Source organism: Promicromonospora panici, from assembly GCF_900608595.1.
GTDB classification, from domain to species: Bacteria; Actinomycetota; Actinomycetes; order Actinomycetales; family Cellulomonadaceae; genus Promicromonospora; species Promicromonospora panici.
Window position 1 is genome coordinate 326,481 of record NZ_UWYY01000002.1, and the last position, 14,607, is coordinate 341,087.

Below are 14,607 nucleotides of genomic sequence, written 5' to 3' on the forward strand. Positions count from 1 at the left end.
TTCCTGTTTCACCACCGGAGTGCTGCAGTGTTCACCGGCGCGTCCCAGAGGGCCTCCAGCTCGTCGTCCAGCCGGAGAACGGTGACCGATGCTCCCTGCATCTCGAGAGACGTCACGTAGTTGCCCACGAGCGACCGGGAGACCGTCACGCCGCGCTCCTCCAGAAGGCGCCGCGCTCGACCATAGACCACGTAGAGCTCGGACAGTGGGGTGCCGCCCATACCGTTGACGAACAGCAACACTCGCTCACCGCTGACCAGGGCGAGGTCGTCGGCCACGGGCGCCAGCAGCATCTGGGTGACCTCGTCGGCGGTGCCCGCGGGCACCCGGTGACGACCTGGCTCGCCGTGGATCCCGATCCCCACCTCGATCTCGTCCTCGCCCAGGTCGAAGCTGGCGCGGCCGACGTGCGGCACGACGGGCGCGGCCACCGCCACTCCCATCGACCGCACGTTCGCGATGACCCGCTCGGCGACGACGGCGACGCCCGCGAGGTCGGCGCCCCGGTCGGCCGCCGCCCCCGCAATCTTCTCGACGGCGAGCGTGCCGGCGACCCCGCGCCGCCCGGCCGTGTAGAGCGAGTCCTCGACGGCGACGTCGTCGTTCACGAGCACCGAGGCGACCTCGACGCCCTCCTCGACCGCGAGCTCCACGGCGGTCTCGAAGTTGAGCACGTCGCCCGTGTAGTTCTTGACGATGGTGAGGACGCCGGCTCCGCCGTCCGCCGCCAGGATCGCCGGGAGGATCTGGTCGGGCGTCGGAGACGTGAACACGGCGCCCGGGACGGCGGCGTCGAGCATGCCCGCGCCGACGAAGCCCGCGTGCAGCGGCTCGTGCCCCGAGCCTCCGCCGCTGACCAGCCCCACCTTGCCCGTCACTGCGCCCCCGGCGCGGCTGACGAACACTGGCGACGAGCTGACCTGGACCAGTTCGGCGTGCGCGAGCGCGAAGCCGGCCAGGGAGTCGGCGACGGCATCGGCGGGATCGTTCAGCAGCTTCTTCACGGCGACCTCCTCGCGGGGCTGCGCGACCCGGCGCCGGCGCCGGGTCCGCACACAGGTTCCCTGAGTTCATACAACACCACGGTGCGGCGGGGAGTACAGCACCACCACTTTTGTTGTGGGCGTGATCGTTGCGCCCAAAGCGGGCAGGTAGTCGCAACCATCACGCCCACAACCAGGTTCGCGGGGTCAGCCGCGGCCGACCAGGATGCGGGTGTCTGCCACCGTGACGACCGAGCCCGTGACCAGCACGCCCGTGCCGACGCCGCCGCCGTGCTTGTCGTTGGCCTCGGCCAGGTCCGCCGCGAGCGCCAGCGCCTCGTCCAGGCGGCCGGCGAGGTGTACGCGTTCCTCCCCGAAGACTTCGCGTGCCACCTCGGCGAGGTCCTCCGGGTCCGCCGACCGCTCGGAGGAGTTCCGGGTGACCACGACCTCCGCGACCGTCGGCTCCAGGACGGACAGGAGCCCTTCGGCGTCCTTGTCGGCCATGACGGCGACGACCGCGACGATGTGCTCCAGGTTGAAGGACTCCTCCAGCGCCTCCACCAGGGCCTCCGCGCCGGCCGGGTTGTGCGCGACGTCGACCACCACGGTGGGGCTGGTGCGCACCACCTCCAGGCGGCCGGGCGCGTCGACGTCGGCGAACGCGGCCTCGACGATCTCCGCGCCGAGCGCGCGCCCGCCGCTCATCAGGGCCTCGGTGGCGGCGAGCGCCAGGAGGGCGTTGTGCGCCTGGTGGGCGCCGTGCAGGGGGACGAAGATCTCGGTGTAGACGCCGGCGGGGGTGCGCAGGTCGACGAGCTGCCCGCCGACGGCGACGCGCCGGTCCACCACCTCGAGGTCGACTCCCTCGCGGATCAGGTGGGCGTTCACGGCCTGGGCGCGGCCGAGGATCTGTTCGAGGGCGGCGTCGGGCTGGTCCGCGATCACGGCGACGGCGCCGTCCTTGATGATGCCGGCCTTCTCGGTCGCGATCTCCTCGATCGTCGAGCCGAGCCAGCGCTCGTGGTCCATGGCGACGGGCGTGATGATCGCGACCTCGCCGTCGACCACGTTGGTGGAGTCCCACCTGCCGCCCATGCCGACCTCGACGATCGCGACGTCGACGGGCGCGTCCGCGAAGGCGGCGAACGCCATGACGGTGAGCACCTCGAAGAAGCTCAGGGGCGGGCCGCCCTGCTCCTGGGACTCGCGGTCGGCGACGCCGATGTAGGGCGCGACGTCCTCGAACACCTCGACGAACCGCTCCTGCGTGAGCGGCTCGCCGTCGACGGCGATGCGCTCGGTGACGCTCGTCAGGTGCGGGGAGGTGAACCGGCCGGTGCGCAGGCCGTGCTCGCGCACGAGGCGCTCGACCATGCGGGCCGTGGAGGACTTGCCGTTGGTCCCGGTGACGTGGACGGTCCGGTAGGCGCGGTGCGGGTCGCCGAGAAGCTCGAGGACGCGTTGGACGCGGGCCATGGTGGGGTCGATGTCGTGCTCGGGCTGCCGGGACAAGATCTCCTTGTAGACCGTGTCGAGCGCCGCTTGGATCGCTGGGTCCGCGTTCTCGGCACCACGGCTGGTACCGCGCCGGTTCTTCCGCGGGTTCTTCTGGGAGTCGTCCACCCTCAGAGGATAGTTTCCGCTGGGCACCAGAGCTGCAACGGTGCTCTACCCTGCGATAACGCACGATTCACCGCGCGCGAGGAGATGCAGTTGGTCGATCCCGGTTCGCCCAGCCCGCACCGGCTCATCGAGGGCACTGTCGCGCTCTCCAGACTCCCGTCGTCGGTTCCCGTTGTCGTCGTGCCGGACCATCTCCTGACTTCCACGGCTGGACCCGTCCCGGTGGAGATCAAATACGACGGGCGCGGAACGACGGCCTGGGCATGGGCGGAGCGCGCCTGGCGCGACGCCGAAGTCGCGTCCGGCACCGTCCAGCCCGTGAGGCCGGAAGATCCGCCGACGTTCTGGCTCAGCCGGCTGGCGATCGAGCGCCTCGGTCTGGGTGCGGGGTTGGATACAACGGTCTCGCTCGTGATTCCCGAACAGGATCCACTCACACCAGTTCTGCCGCTCGTCCACGACATCCCCGAGAACGGCGAGGTCCAGGTGTCCCGCGATGCCGCCGCGGTTCCCCGCTCCCAGATCATGGTGCGCAACGGCGTGGCCGCATGGGTCACGCTGGTGCCACGTGACCATGTACGTCCTGGGACGGTCCGTATCTCCAACCATCTACGGGCGGTGACCGGACCGGTGTCCGTGACGGCCGCCGGCTCTGATGCGGTGTTCTTTCGTCCGGTCGCCGGTGAACCCGGCCGCACCGGGAGAGCCCGCACGATCGCGGCAGTCCGCGCCGGCATCAGATCGGCTGCCGAAGGCTGCCTGCGCTGGTTCTTCCTCGCTCCGGAGCAGTCGATGCGAGTAGCACCCGCGCATCCCGACGACGAGCACCAGCACTTCGCAACCCTGCAGGACGTCGCGCTGTCGCGGTTGGGTGTCCGCTCTGGCGACAAGGTGATCCTCCGCTGGGGCACGGCGGAAGTCGAGGTGGCAGCGGTCGCTGACCACGACCCCGGTGTGGCTCGGCCGACGGCCGGCCCGTCCGACCCGACGAAGCCCCTACCGGCACACGACATGCCGCCACACCTGGCGATACGGGTCCCTACCGCCTTGCGGCACATGACCGACCTGCCCGCAGCGGCCGTCGTCACTGTCCGCCGCAGCACACGGTCCGTATTGGCTCGGAACCTCAACAGCCTCGTCATTCCTGTCGCTTCCCTCGCGCTCGCGGGCGCTGCCCTCAATGACCCGAACTGGGCGCTGCTCGCCTGCGGGGCGGTCGCGACCGCCGCGCTGGGCCTGAGTCGGCTTCGGATGGGCAACAGTCGGGCGAGACGGCTCCGAGACTGACCCCCCAGCGGGTCACGACGAGCCGCCGGACGCGTGGACCGCGCTCGCTCGGGCGTGGAGGTTGCAGACACAGGGCATCGGATCCCCGATGATCGAGCCGACCGAAACCGACCATCACATCGCCCCGTTTGACTTGACGCCTACCCATACATGCGCGAGCGTTGTCGTGCCCCGGATGCTTCGGCTACCGGTTAGAAGGCCCTCGCATCGCGAGGGCCTTCGGACGTTCGGACCAGGTGGGCGGTCGGTGGGTCTTCCCGTGCTTGTCCTCCACCGCGTCCGGAAACTGCGTGCCCGACGAAGTCCGAGCCCGTCGCCATGAGTGCATCGGACCCTCAGACCGACCGAGACGGCGTTCGCGCCGCCGTCGGCCTGAACGCCTTGATGAGCGGGGTCGAGCCTTTCATAAGTACAGTTATGATAAGTACACCTATGAAAGCAAACTTCATGTAGCACGATCTAGTTCGTCGCGACAACTCCTCTGGTCATCGGTACGCTGTGGAGAGACCTAAGAGAAGGCGAGACCCCTGCTGCGGGGCTCGCCTTCTCGTCTTATTACCACGGCAGACGAACGGCACCATGGCCACTGATCCATCTGATCGCATCCCACGACGCTGCAATATCTACGTAGACGAGACAAAGGCGCGAAACTACGTCCTCGCGGTGGACTTCGTCGCGGCGCGCGATGTACACACCCTCCGTTCCACGCTTCGTGGCCTGCGCGTTCCCGGAAGCAGGAGCATCCATTTCCACAAGGCGAACAACACACAGCGCGCTGCGGTCATCGATGCGCTACTTGTGCATGGCGTGATCGCGATGATCATCACGAATCGACCCCATCCGCGAGTTCCACCACGCGAAGCATGCATCCGCGCTCTGGCGCGGCAAGCGATTCACCTGGAGGCTCAGGCCATCGTCTTGGAGCGGGACCAGACGATCGAGCGCAGTGATCGTCGTTGGCTCTTCGAAGAGCTGGCCAAGAGCACCGTGCGTTACGAGCACCGAGACCGCCATGAGGATGCTTTGCTCTGGGCTGCGGACGCGATTGCCTGGTGCTGGCAGCACGGCGGCAATTGGAAAGACCGCGTGATGCCGCTCATCGCTCACAGCATCGATGCGGTCGCAGACAGCGCAAAGCCCGGGCCTCCCGCCTAATCGGGCAGGCTCCCGGGCTCACTTCTCAGGGCTATTGCCCTTCGCACCCACTATGTTTGCGCACGACGCCACCGACCGCAAGTCGTTTGACATCTGATGGAGGATCACGCGTGAGGTCTGGGCACCCATCACGCACGGGAGGCAGCGGCGCGGGCCTCAGCGTCCCAGACCAGGGTCCCAGCCGGATCCCAGATGTGGCTGGTGCCTCCGTTCGACCACACGGCGTGGAAACCCGTCGGCAGCCCGAGATAGCGGACGAGGTGCGGAGCCTTGCGCCAGATCTCGTGCGCGGGCACGAGCACGGTGCCCCCGCGCGGCTGCTCGGCGAAGGGCGTGATGACCCATCCGGTGGCGTCGTCGCTCGCCGCGTAACGCCTGACGTGGATCTCGGGGGCGTCGAACACGCCCTCATAGACCCGCACCTGCTGGTTGAAGTGGATCGACTCGCGCGTGACCTTGCAGAACGCCGCCATCTCGATCTGCTGCCGAAGAGCTTCGAGCATCGGATCGACGTCCCACGTCATGGTCTCGATCCCCGGCTTGGTGAGGTCGGTCGCAGCGATCCTGAGGTCGTCGCCGCTCTGCGCCAGGCCTGACCACCAGAAGCCGTGCCACACTCCGGGCCCCACCCTGACGCGCTCGGGCGCCTGCCCAGCGAACCAGTCCACGAGGCCGCGAGCAAAGGGGGCCAGCAGCGGCGTCGTCCGGAGCCAGACCCGCCTGCCGTGACTGGAACGCGCCTCGAGCACGACCGTCGCCGGGGCCCTTGTCGGCTCGCCGTCAGCCCACCAGCCGACCACGTCACCCGCTGGTGGCCAGTTGACCGTCCGGTTCGCGATCGGGTCGAGCAGCGTGACGTCGCTCCCGTCGAAGTAGGCCACGTACCAGTGCCCCGGACCCTGTGCACGGTCGATGCCGAGGATCGCGTACGACCCCTTCCCCCGTGCCCGCAGTCGCTCGGCGAGCTCGTCAGGCGTGGTCTGCTGGAACGGAGCGCCGATCAGCTCGGCGAGCTCCTGCTCGCCCGGCCCGGAAGGGGTCGCCTGACGTGCCGCCTCTCCTCGAAGCACACCAACCATCGAGGCGACCGCCGACGCGGCGTGGTTGATCGGGGCCTCGCCGAGGGTCCCGTCGTTCCGTCTCCCCTCGCGGAAGCCCGCCAGGAGCTCTTCCCCGGTGAAAGTCGACTCACGCACATAGGCAGAGCCGTCGAACCCGAAGATCCCCTGCGCGCCGCCGCGTCCTGGAACCCATACATGGACTCCCTCAGGAACCACGCGGTGATACATCGCGACCGTCGCGAGATCGACACCGAGCAGCGCCGCGGCACGCTCTGCGACCTGGGGAAATGTTTGGGTCCAGTGGTCACCGGACGACATCGTGGCATCAGTCACGGCGGCAGCCTACGCGGCGGTCACCGCAATGTCTGATTGGTCCAACCTTGAGACCCCTGCGCATCACACATCGTGTTGCGAGGTTTCACCCGGTGAAGAACGATGACTGCGCAGCGTCGGCCGGCGGTGCTCGGTCCGTCAGGGGGAAACGACAGCATGAGGCGTAACAGCACGTTCCGACGCGCGATCGTCGTCGGCGCCATGGCGCTGACCACGGCGCTCGCCGCTCCCGCGGCGGCCGGGACCAGCGACGTCAGCCAGCCTGAGACGAACAAGGCCGAACAGAATCTCGCAGATATCCAAACAGCCGTCGACCGTGCGGCCGGCGCCGCCACCACGCTCGCAGGGGTTCCCGGCTATGCCGGGGTCGCCGTGGATTACGACACCGGGAGCGTCACCGTCTCCTGGAAGGGCGACGCGCCATCAGTGGTCAGCAACCTGACAGAGCGGGTCCCCGCCGGCGTGACCGTCGACGTCCGGCAGACGGCGCTCAGTGAAGCCGACCTGCGCGCCGCCAGCACCCGCCTGATGGACAGCCAGCGTGCGCTGCACGGCCCCGACGCCGTGCTCGCCGCGCTCCCGACGAGCGACTACGCAGGGCTGGTCGTCGAGGTCAGCCACGATTCTGCCGCGGCCCGCACGCCCGCCCTGGCTCAGCGCCTGGAGAGTATCGCCGGCGTGCCGGTCCAGCTCACGATGATCGACGATCAGGTCGAGTCCACGGCGGGCAGCCGCCGCGACGACGATGCGCCGTGGCACGCCGGCGGGGCGATGGCGACCAAGGACGGGACCGACTACTGCACCACGGGGTTCTCCGTGGTCACGGGTGCGGGACACCGCCGGATCATCAGCGCCGCGCATTGCAACGAGGGCGTCGGCTCACTGGTCCGGGACGGCGCCGGCGAGCGGCTGGGCACCGTCACCAACCGCACGACGAGCCTCGACGCCGAGCTCATCAACCCGAGCGGCCACCCCGAGACGGCGCGGTCGACGTTCGGCGGACCCTGGAACGCGACGAGCGTCAACTCGCGCTACCGGTTCCCGGTCGCCGGGGTGGAGCGGCCCGCCGTCGGGCAGACCGTCTGCAGCTCGGGGGCGGTGACCGGGGAGCACTGCGCGACGATCCGCTCCACCGACATCGCGTGGAGTTGCGGCGACACCACCTGCCACGGCTTCCGCGCGAGCCGGGACGACGGCGGCGTCGTCGTGGGCGGGGGCGACAGCGGCGGGCCGATCTATGCGGTCATCGACGGCAAGGCGTACGCCCGCGGGATGATCGACGGCGGCTCGAACCGCCGCAGCTGCGGCCGGACGTCCGTGTCGACCCAGTGCTTCTCCTACGTCTACGGCATCCCGATGGTCGACATCCTGGACCACTGGAACGCTCGCCTCGACAACTGACGATCCCACTCGCTGTGCCGAGGTAGGACTCTGGCGAGGTAGGACCGTAGCTCTTCACTTCGGTCCTACCTCGCCAGAGTCCTACCTCGCCAGAGTCCTACCTCGCCAGAGTCCTACCTCGCCAGGGTTCTACCTCGGCAGGGTTCTACCTCGGCAGAGGGGGTCAGGCCTTCGTGACCGAGACCTCGCGGGCCGAGCCCGGGGTCACCGTCAGGCTCGTCGCCAGCGTCTCGCGCGACACCAGCTCGCGGTGCTCCTCGACGGCGGCCACCCACTCGGCCGGCACCGTCAGGCCGAGCGCGATGCGGTCGGCGACCTGCAGGCCGGCCGCCTTGCGCGCGTCCTGCACGTCGCGGACGACGTCGCGGGCGTACCCCTCGGCGCGCAGCGCGTCGTCCAGCGCGAGATCGAGCACCACGAAGCCGCCGCCGGTGAGCACAGCCGCCGCGACGTCTGCCGTTTCGGCGGAGTCGCCGCCCACGACCGTCGTCAGCTCGTACTCGCTCTCCAGCAGCTCGACGTCGCCACCGTCCGTCGCGACCACCACCGCACCGGCGTCGGTCGTGGACCAGGCACCGGACTTCGCGGCCTTGATCACGGCCTGTACCCCGCGCCCCAGGCGTGGCCCGGCGGCCCGGGCATTGACCGCGAGCCGCTCGGTGATGCCGAACTCGGCGGCCACCTCGGGCGAGAACGCGACGAGGCGCACCTCCTTCACGTTCAGCTCCGTCTCCAGCAGCCCGGTGAACGGCGCGACGCCGTCCGGGTCGGCCACGGCGACCACGAGCGACCGCAGCGGCTGCCGCACGCGCAGCTTGTTCGCCTTGCGCAGCGCCAGCGTCTGCGACACGACGGCCCGCGCGGACTCGACGGCGGCGACGAGCGCGTCGTCGGCCACGAGGACGTCCGCCTCCGCGCAGCGCATGGTCGTGCCCTCCGGTGCCTCGGCCGGGACGCCGATGGACGGCCACTCCGCCAGGTGCACGGAACGACCGCCGGTCAGGCCGCGCCAGACCTCCTCCGTGAGCAGCGGAGCCAGCGGAGCCATCACCCGGCTCAGTACCTCGAGCGCCGTCGAGAGGGTGTCGAAGGCGTCGGCGTCCTCGGCCCAGAACCGGTCGCGCTGCGTGCGCACGTACCAGTTGGTCAGGGCGTCGAGGTACTGGCGCACCGACTCGCAGGCCCCGGCGATGTCGTACTCGTCGAGCTGCTCGGTCACGTCCGCGACCAGCCCGCGCGTGCGCGCCAGCAGGTAGCGGTCCATGACGGGCAGCCCGGCCACGCGCTCCGCCGTCAGGGGCTGCGCTTCGTAGCCCGCGCCGTCGGACGCTGCGTTGGCGTACAGGGTGAAGAAGTAGTACGTGCTCCACAGCGGCAGCAGCACCTGGCGCACCGCGTCGCGGATGCCCTCCTCGGTGACCACGAGGTTGCCGCCGCGCAGGATCGGCGACGCCATGAGGAACCAGCGCATCGCGTCGGACCCGTCACGGTCGAAGACCTCGTTGATGTCCGGGTAGTTTTTCAGCGACTTCGACATCTTGCGGCCGTCGGAGCCCAGCACGATGCCGTGCGACATGGCGGTCTGGAACGCCGGCCGGTCGAACAGGGACGTGGCCAGCACGTGCATCGTGTAGAACCACCCGCGCGTCTGCCCGATGTACTCGACGATGAAGTCGCCCGGGTAGTGGTGCTCGAACCAGTCGGCGTTCTCGAACGGGTAGTGCACCTGCGCGTACGACATGGAGCCGGAGTCGAACCACACGTCCAGGACGTCCTCGACGCGGCGCATCGTGGACTGCCCCGACGGGTCGTCCGGGTTGGGCCGCGTCAGCTCGTCGACGAACGGGCGGTGCAGGTCGGGGTTGCCGTCCTTGTCCCGCGGCAGCCGCCCGAAGTCGCGCTCGAGCTCCTCGAACGACCCGTACACGTCGATGCGCGGGTAGGCGGGGTCGTCCGACTTCCACACCGGCACGGGCGAGCCCCAGAACCGGTTGCGCGTGATCGACCAGTCGCGCGCGTTCTCCAGCCACTTGCCGAACTGGCCCTGCTTGATGTGCTCCGGCACCCAGGTGATCTGCTCGTTCAGCTCGACCATCCGGTCCCGGAACTTCGTCACCTCGACGAACCACGAGGACACACCCATGTAGATCAGCGGCTGCCGGCAGCGCCAGCAGTGCGGGTAGGAGTGCGCGTACTGCTCACGGCGCAGCAGCACCGTGCCCGACGTCGTCCGCCCCGCCTCGTCGTCCGCGGCACCGCGCGTGCGCGCCTTGAGGTGGTCCATGATCGGCGCGTTCGCGTCGAAGACCTGCAAGCCCGCGTACTCCTCGACGGGGAAGGTGAACCGCCCGTCCGGGCCCACGGGGATGACCGGCTCCATGCCCTCCCGGTCGGTGATCTGCTTGTCCTCCTCACCGAAGGCGCCGGCGTTGTGCACCAGGCCGGTGCCGTCGGTGGTCGTGACGAAGTCGGCCTCGACCACGCGGTGCGCCCCCAGGTGGCCCTCGAAGTAGTCGAAGGGCGGCGTGTAGGTCGCACCCAGCAGGTCCCTGCCCTTGAGCCGCCCGACGACGTTCGGCGCCTCCGCGCCCTCGTCCGTCAGCTCCCGCGCGTACGCGTCCACGCGCGCCTCGGCCAGCACGTACCGCTGCGGGGTACCGGTGAAGGACGACTCGACGACCACGTAGTCGACGTCCGGCCCGACCATGACGAGCAGGTTGGACGGCAGGGTCCACGGCGTGGTGGTCCAGATCAGCAGGTGGTCGCCCGCGCGGAGCACCCCGTCATCGCCGGCGGTCGAGACCACCGGGAAACCGACCGTCACGGCCGGGTCCTGCCGCTGCTGGTAGACGTCGTCGTCCATGCGCAGCTCGTGCGCGCTCAGCGGCGTCTGGTCGTTCCAGCAGTAGGGCAGCACGCGGAAGCCCTCGTAGATGAGGCCCTTCTCGAACAGCGACTGGAAGGCCCAGAGCACGCTCTCCATGAACGTCGGGTTCAGGGTCTTGTAGTCGTTGTCGAAGTCCACCCAGCGGGCCTGGCGCGTGACATAGGTGCGCCACTCGTCGGTGTACTTGAGCACGCTGGAGCGGCAGGCCTCGTTGAACTTGTCGATGCCTACCTCGACGATCTCTTCCTTGGTCTTGATGCCGAGCTGGCTCATGGCCTCCAGCTCCGCGGGCAGGCCGTGGGTGTCCCAGCCGAAGCGGCGCTCGACGCGCTGCCCCCGCATGGTCCGGTAGCGCGGCACGACGTCCTTCACGTACCCGGTCAGCAGGTGGCCGTAGTGCGGCAGGCCGTTCGCGAACGGCGGGCCGTCGTAGAACACGAACTCGTTGGAGCCGTTCTCGCCGGCCGGACGAGCCTCGACGGACGCGCGAAACGTGTCGTCCTTCTCCCAGTACTCGAGGATGTCGCGCTCGAGGTCGGGCAGGCTGGGCGATGCGGGCACGGCGCCCTCGGCGTCGCTGTGACGGTGCAGCGGATAGGCCATGGTTCTTCTTGCTCCTGGCGGTTCAGCGGTTCGGCAGCAGGTGGACTTCGATACAGATCTGCTGCGAGGACGCCACACCTGAGTGCGCCGCGGTACCACCCCGCTTGCCGCTCGCTCCCGCGCGCGACCGCTCGTTGACGGCTGTGACGGGCCTACCCGTCCGGTTCTACTGGGGTTTCTGCTGCCCGACGGCGGCAGGGTGACCTGTTCTTCCGGAGGCTCACCGGTGATAGCCGGGTCGATGCCTGTCAGGCAATCGTACCGGCCAGTGGCAACCGGAAAAGCCCGGCGTGCAACCTCAGCGCACCCCGCGTGCGTCCAGGGGACATGAACGCAATCAGCGAGGCGACCGGACCACCGGTCACCGCCGAGGCCAGATTCACCGTGGTCCGCACCGGGGTGTCGGCCGAGGAGCAGTTCCGGCTCTTCGCCGTGGAGAGCACCGCCGCCCTGCACCGGATCGCCTACCTGCTGTGCGGCGACGACCACCGCGCCCACGACCTCACCCAGATCGCGCTGGAGCGGACCTACCGGCGCTGGTCCCGGCTCAAGGACGGCAACCCGTTCGCGTACGCCCGCCGGGTGCTGGCCACCGCACGGATCGACGGCTGGCGGCGCACGCGCCGCGAGGTCCTGCAGTCGCCCGAGGACGTCGTCGTCGCACACGAGGCGAGCCGCTCCCCCGGCGCCGACAGCGGGGCGCAGATCGCCGAGCGGGAACGGCTCGTGCGCGCGCTGCGGCAGCTCGGCCCGAGCCAGCGCCGCGTCGTGGTGCTGCGCCATCTGCTCGACCGGTCGGAGGCCGACGTCGCCGAGGAGCTCGGCGTCAGCGTCGGCAACGTGAAATCCCAAGGCGCACGCGGCCTCGCCCGCCTGCGCGAGCTGCTTTCGGAAGGACAGGACGCATGACCAGGAACAGTCGCACCATCATCGAGACGGTCGACGGGACCGCGAACGGGACCGTCGACGAGAGCTGGGTGGCGCACCTGCGCGACCTCAGCACCGGCGTCGTACCGCCCACTTCAGCCAACCCGCACGCCATGTCCCGCGTGGCGATCCGCCGTACGCGCACCCGCCGCGCGGTCCTCGCGACCGGTGGCGGCGTGATGACGGTGGCCGCCGTCGCGGGCGCCGCCTTCGCCCTCGGCAGCCCGACGGCGCCGGGCGTGCTCCTCCCGGGCGGGTCGGCGGCGTCGGCGTCGGCGGATCCGTCGATGTCAGCGGAGGAGCGGCGGGCCCGGGACGTGGAGGCGGCCGCAGTGCGGGCGTTGGAGTCGGGGAACGTGCCCGCCGGGTGGTACGTCAACGAGCTCGAGGGCCTCACATACGCCCTGCCGCCCGAGATCGTGACCAGCGGCCCGGTCCAGGACGAGCCCGGCGTGACGTCCGACATGTGGCACAGCAGTGAGGACCCCGACTCGCCGCCGTTCCTCCGGATGGCCTACGTCACGCCCGACTACGAGTTCTACGACACGAAGGCCGCCGGCCTGACCCAGACGCCGGGTCCCGACGCCAGGTCGTTCGACCTGCCCGGCGCGAGCGTCGCGACCGTCGATGACAGCGCGCCGCTGAGCGAGATCGCGGGGGCCCCGGAGGCGGACCCCGGCCGCGGACTGGTCAGGATCCTCGTCCACCGGGAGGACGGTCCTGGCCGGTACATCATCTCGATGAACCTGCCGACGGCGGACCCCGAGTTCGTCGAGGACTTCCTGGCCACGCTCGCCCTGAGCTGAGCCGCCGAGCCAGCTGTCGCCGATCGCCGATCGCCGATCGTTGACCACAGCAGTTGCTGCCAAACGGCCCAGTTTCTGGCAGGAACTGCTGTGGTCAACCCGGGGGTCAGACGGAGCCTGGGCGGGCCGGCTCGGCAGGAGGCTCGGCTGGCTCCGGGCCGGCGGACGGGGCCTCCCGGTAGCGGCGGCTCAGGAGACGGTAGTACTTGCTCGACAACCCGTACACCGTCAGCAACACACCCAGCACGGCGATGAGCACGAACACGAGCGCGATCCCGCGGGCGTCGCCCGTGCCGAACCAGTCGCCGATCCAGCGGGCACCCGTGCCGCCGTCGCGCATGAAGGGGATGAAGAAGAACTGGGTGAGCGGGCTGATCAGGAACGCCGTCAGCGGCGAGGCGGCCTGCTCCACCGACTGCGCGAACCCGAACACGCGGCCCTGCCGCTCGTACGGCACGACCTTCTGGAGGACGGTCTGCTCGGATGCCTCGACGTACGGCATCGCGATCATGTACGCGGCCAGCCCCGCCACGAGCCAGATCACCGAGGCCCGCATCGGGAAGGCGACGGTCACCACCCACAGCGCCAGGTTGACCAGCAGGATGGTGCGCACGGGGTTGGACCCGAGCCCGGTGCGGGCGATGAGCAGGCCGGACAGGATCATCAGGGCGCTGAGAGCGCCCCAGACGAAGCCCCACACCTGCACAGACATCATCGACAGCCCGTACGCGTCCATGAGTGCCATGAACGCGCCGCCCAGCAGATTGTTCAGCGCGGTGAACGCGATGAGTGCCCACATGCCCGGGATCTTGCCGACCACCTTCATGGTGCCCTTGAGGTCGACCCTCCGGGGCTCGCCCTCGGCCGCCGCGTGCGACAGGGTGTCGGGGACCTTGACGAAGTACATGTGCACCATAGCCACGGCCAGGACGGCGATCGCCAGGATCAGGCAGGTCCGCATGCCGTCGAAGGCGACGAGCAGACCGCTGATCACCGATGTCACGAGGAACGAGATGCCGAGGACCGTGCCGACCAGACCGTTCGCACGGTCGCGGAGCGTCTCGTCGAAGAGTGCGGTGACCACCGTCGGCAGCGCGATCGATCGCAGGTTGCCCGTGATCACGCCGCCCATGAGCAGCACGATGAGGATCCAGAGGCGCACGCTGCCCGGGTCGGTCCACTCCTCGGCCGGGGTGACGAGGTAGATGACCAGGCATGTCACGTAGAAGACGAGCGACACCAGGGCGGAGGCCTGCATCACCGTCTTCTTGCGGTGGTGATCCACGAGGCTGCCGAACCACACACCCGTAGCGACCATGGCGACCAGGAACAGGCCCGCGATCACGCCGGTCGCGAAGACGGAGCGGGTCTCCAGGAAGACGAAGAACGTGATGGCGAACCACACCGTGTAGTTGATGACGCCGACCAGCAGCACGTTCACCAGGAGCTGGACGAACGTCCGCACGGGCGGGTCTGAGAGGTGGAGACGCGGGGCGGCGTCGGCCGCCTGCTGATCGTTGCTCATGGGAGTACTCCAT

General features: G+C 69.5%; 10 protein-coding genes. 5 read left to right on the forward strand and 5 right to left on the reverse strand.

The genetic code is table 11. The features are described from left to right. Positions 1–8: 8 nt before the first annotated feature. Positions 9–1,004 carry a dihydroxyacetone kinase subunit DhaK gene (gene dhaK / locus EW117_RS03315; RefSeq protein WP_129783609.1) on the reverse strand — a complete coding sequence of 332 codons (996 nt, stop codon included), beginning with the start codon at positions 1,002–1,004 and terminating at the stop codon, positions 9–11. 186 nt (positions 1,005–1,190) lie between these two features. After that, on the reverse strand, positions 1,191–2,462 hold the full coding sequence (locus EW117_RS03320; RefSeq protein ID WP_129783803.1) for a bifunctional folylpolyglutamate synthase/dihydrofolate synthase: 1,272 nt from the start codon (positions 2,460–2,462) through the stop codon (positions 1,191–1,193). A 237-nt stretch (positions 2,463–2,699) separates the two neighbouring features. Here EW117_RS03320 and EW117_RS03325 point away from each other — a divergent pair, with 237 nt between their 5' ends. Together EW117_RS03325 and EW117_RS03330 are read left to right on the forward strand one after the other, a co-directional pair. Continuing rightward, positions 2,700–3,896, forward strand: coding sequence for a hypothetical protein (locus tag EW117_RS03325; RefSeq protein ID WP_165362429.1), 1,197 nt, complete (start codon positions 2,700–2,702; stop codon positions 3,894–3,896). A gap of 579 nt (positions 3,897–4,475) precedes the next feature. Continuing rightward, complete coding sequence (locus EW117_RS03330) at positions 4,476–5,051, forward strand: hypothetical protein (RefSeq protein ID WP_129783613.1); 576 nt, start codon at positions 4,476–4,478, stop codon at positions 5,049–5,051. Positions 5,052–5,179: 128 nt separating this feature from the next. Here EW117_RS03330 and EW117_RS03335 read toward each other — a convergent pair whose 3' ends face one another. Then, positions 5,180–6,445: an immunity protein Imm33 domain-containing protein gene (locus EW117_RS03335; RefSeq protein WP_129783615.1), complete on the reverse strand. Its 1,266-nt coding sequence runs from the start codon at positions 6,443–6,445 to the stop codon at positions 5,180–5,182. Positions 6,446–6,601: 156 nt separating this feature from the next. Between EW117_RS03335 and EW117_RS03340 the strand changes: the two genes are divergently transcribed. Next, positions 6,602–7,846 carry a chymotrypsin family serine protease gene (locus tag EW117_RS03340; RefSeq protein ID WP_129783617.1) on the forward strand — a complete coding sequence of 415 codons (1,245 nt, stop codon included), beginning with the start codon at positions 6,602–6,604 and terminating at the stop codon, positions 7,844–7,846. Positions 7,847–8,009: 163 nt separating this feature from the next. Here the strand turns inward: EW117_RS03340 and ileS are convergent, their stop codons facing one another. Continuing rightward, positions 8,010–11,336: an isoleucine--tRNA ligase gene (gene ileS, locus EW117_RS03345; protein WP_129783619.1), complete on the reverse strand. Its 3,327-nt coding sequence runs from the start codon at positions 11,334–11,336 to the stop codon at positions 8,010–8,012. A 327-nt stretch (positions 11,337–11,663) separates the two neighbouring features. On the opposite strand from ileS, the gene EW117_RS03350 reads away from it, so the two are divergent. After that, positions 11,664–12,245 (forward strand): SigE family RNA polymerase sigma factor, encoded by a 582-nt coding sequence (locus EW117_RS03350; protein WP_129783621.1) that lies wholly within the window; start codon positions 11,664–11,666, stop codon positions 12,243–12,245. Beyond that, positions 12,242–13,069 (forward strand): hypothetical protein, encoded by an 828-nt coding sequence (locus tag EW117_RS03355; protein WP_129783623.1) that lies wholly within the window; start codon positions 12,242–12,244, stop codon positions 13,067–13,069. The genes EW117_RS03350 and EW117_RS03355 overlap by 4 nt, the downstream gene beginning before the upstream one ends. Before the next feature lie 106 nt (positions 13,070–13,175). On the opposite strand, the gene EW117_RS03360 is transcribed toward EW117_RS03355, so the two are convergent. Then, a complete protein-coding gene (locus EW117_RS03360; protein ID WP_129783625.1) occupies positions 13,176–14,594 on the reverse strand; it encodes an MFS transporter in 1,419 nt (472 codons plus the stop codon). Between the last annotated feature and the right edge of the window lie 13 nt (positions 14,595–14,607).

Coding starts and splice junctions, on each gene's coding strand:
- EW117_RS03350 (WP_129783621.1), top strand. CDS start 11,664: ATGAACGCAATCAGCGAGGCGACCGGACCACCGGTCACCGCCGAGGCC.
- EW117_RS03355 (WP_129783623.1), top strand. CDS start 12,242: ATGACCAGGAACAGTCGCACCATCATCGAGACGGTCGACGGGACCGCG.
- EW117_RS03320 (WP_129783803.1), bottom strand. CDS start 2,462: ATGGCCCGCGTCCAACGCGTCCTCGAGCTTCTCGGCGACCCGCACCGC.
- ileS (WP_129783619.1), bottom strand. CDS start 11,336: ATGGCCTATCCGCTGCACCGTCACAGCGACGCCGAGGGCGCCGTGCCC.
- EW117_RS03360 (WP_129783625.1), bottom strand. CDS start 14,594: ATGAGCAACGATCAGCAGGCGGCCGACGCCGCCCCGCGTCTCCACCTC.
- EW117_RS03340 (WP_129783617.1), top strand. CDS start 6,602: ATGAGGCGTAACAGCACGTTCCGACGCGCGATCGTCGTCGGCGCCATG.
- EW117_RS03330 (WP_129783613.1), top strand. CDS start 4,476: ATGGCCACTGATCCATCTGATCGCATCCCACGACGCTGCAATATCTAC.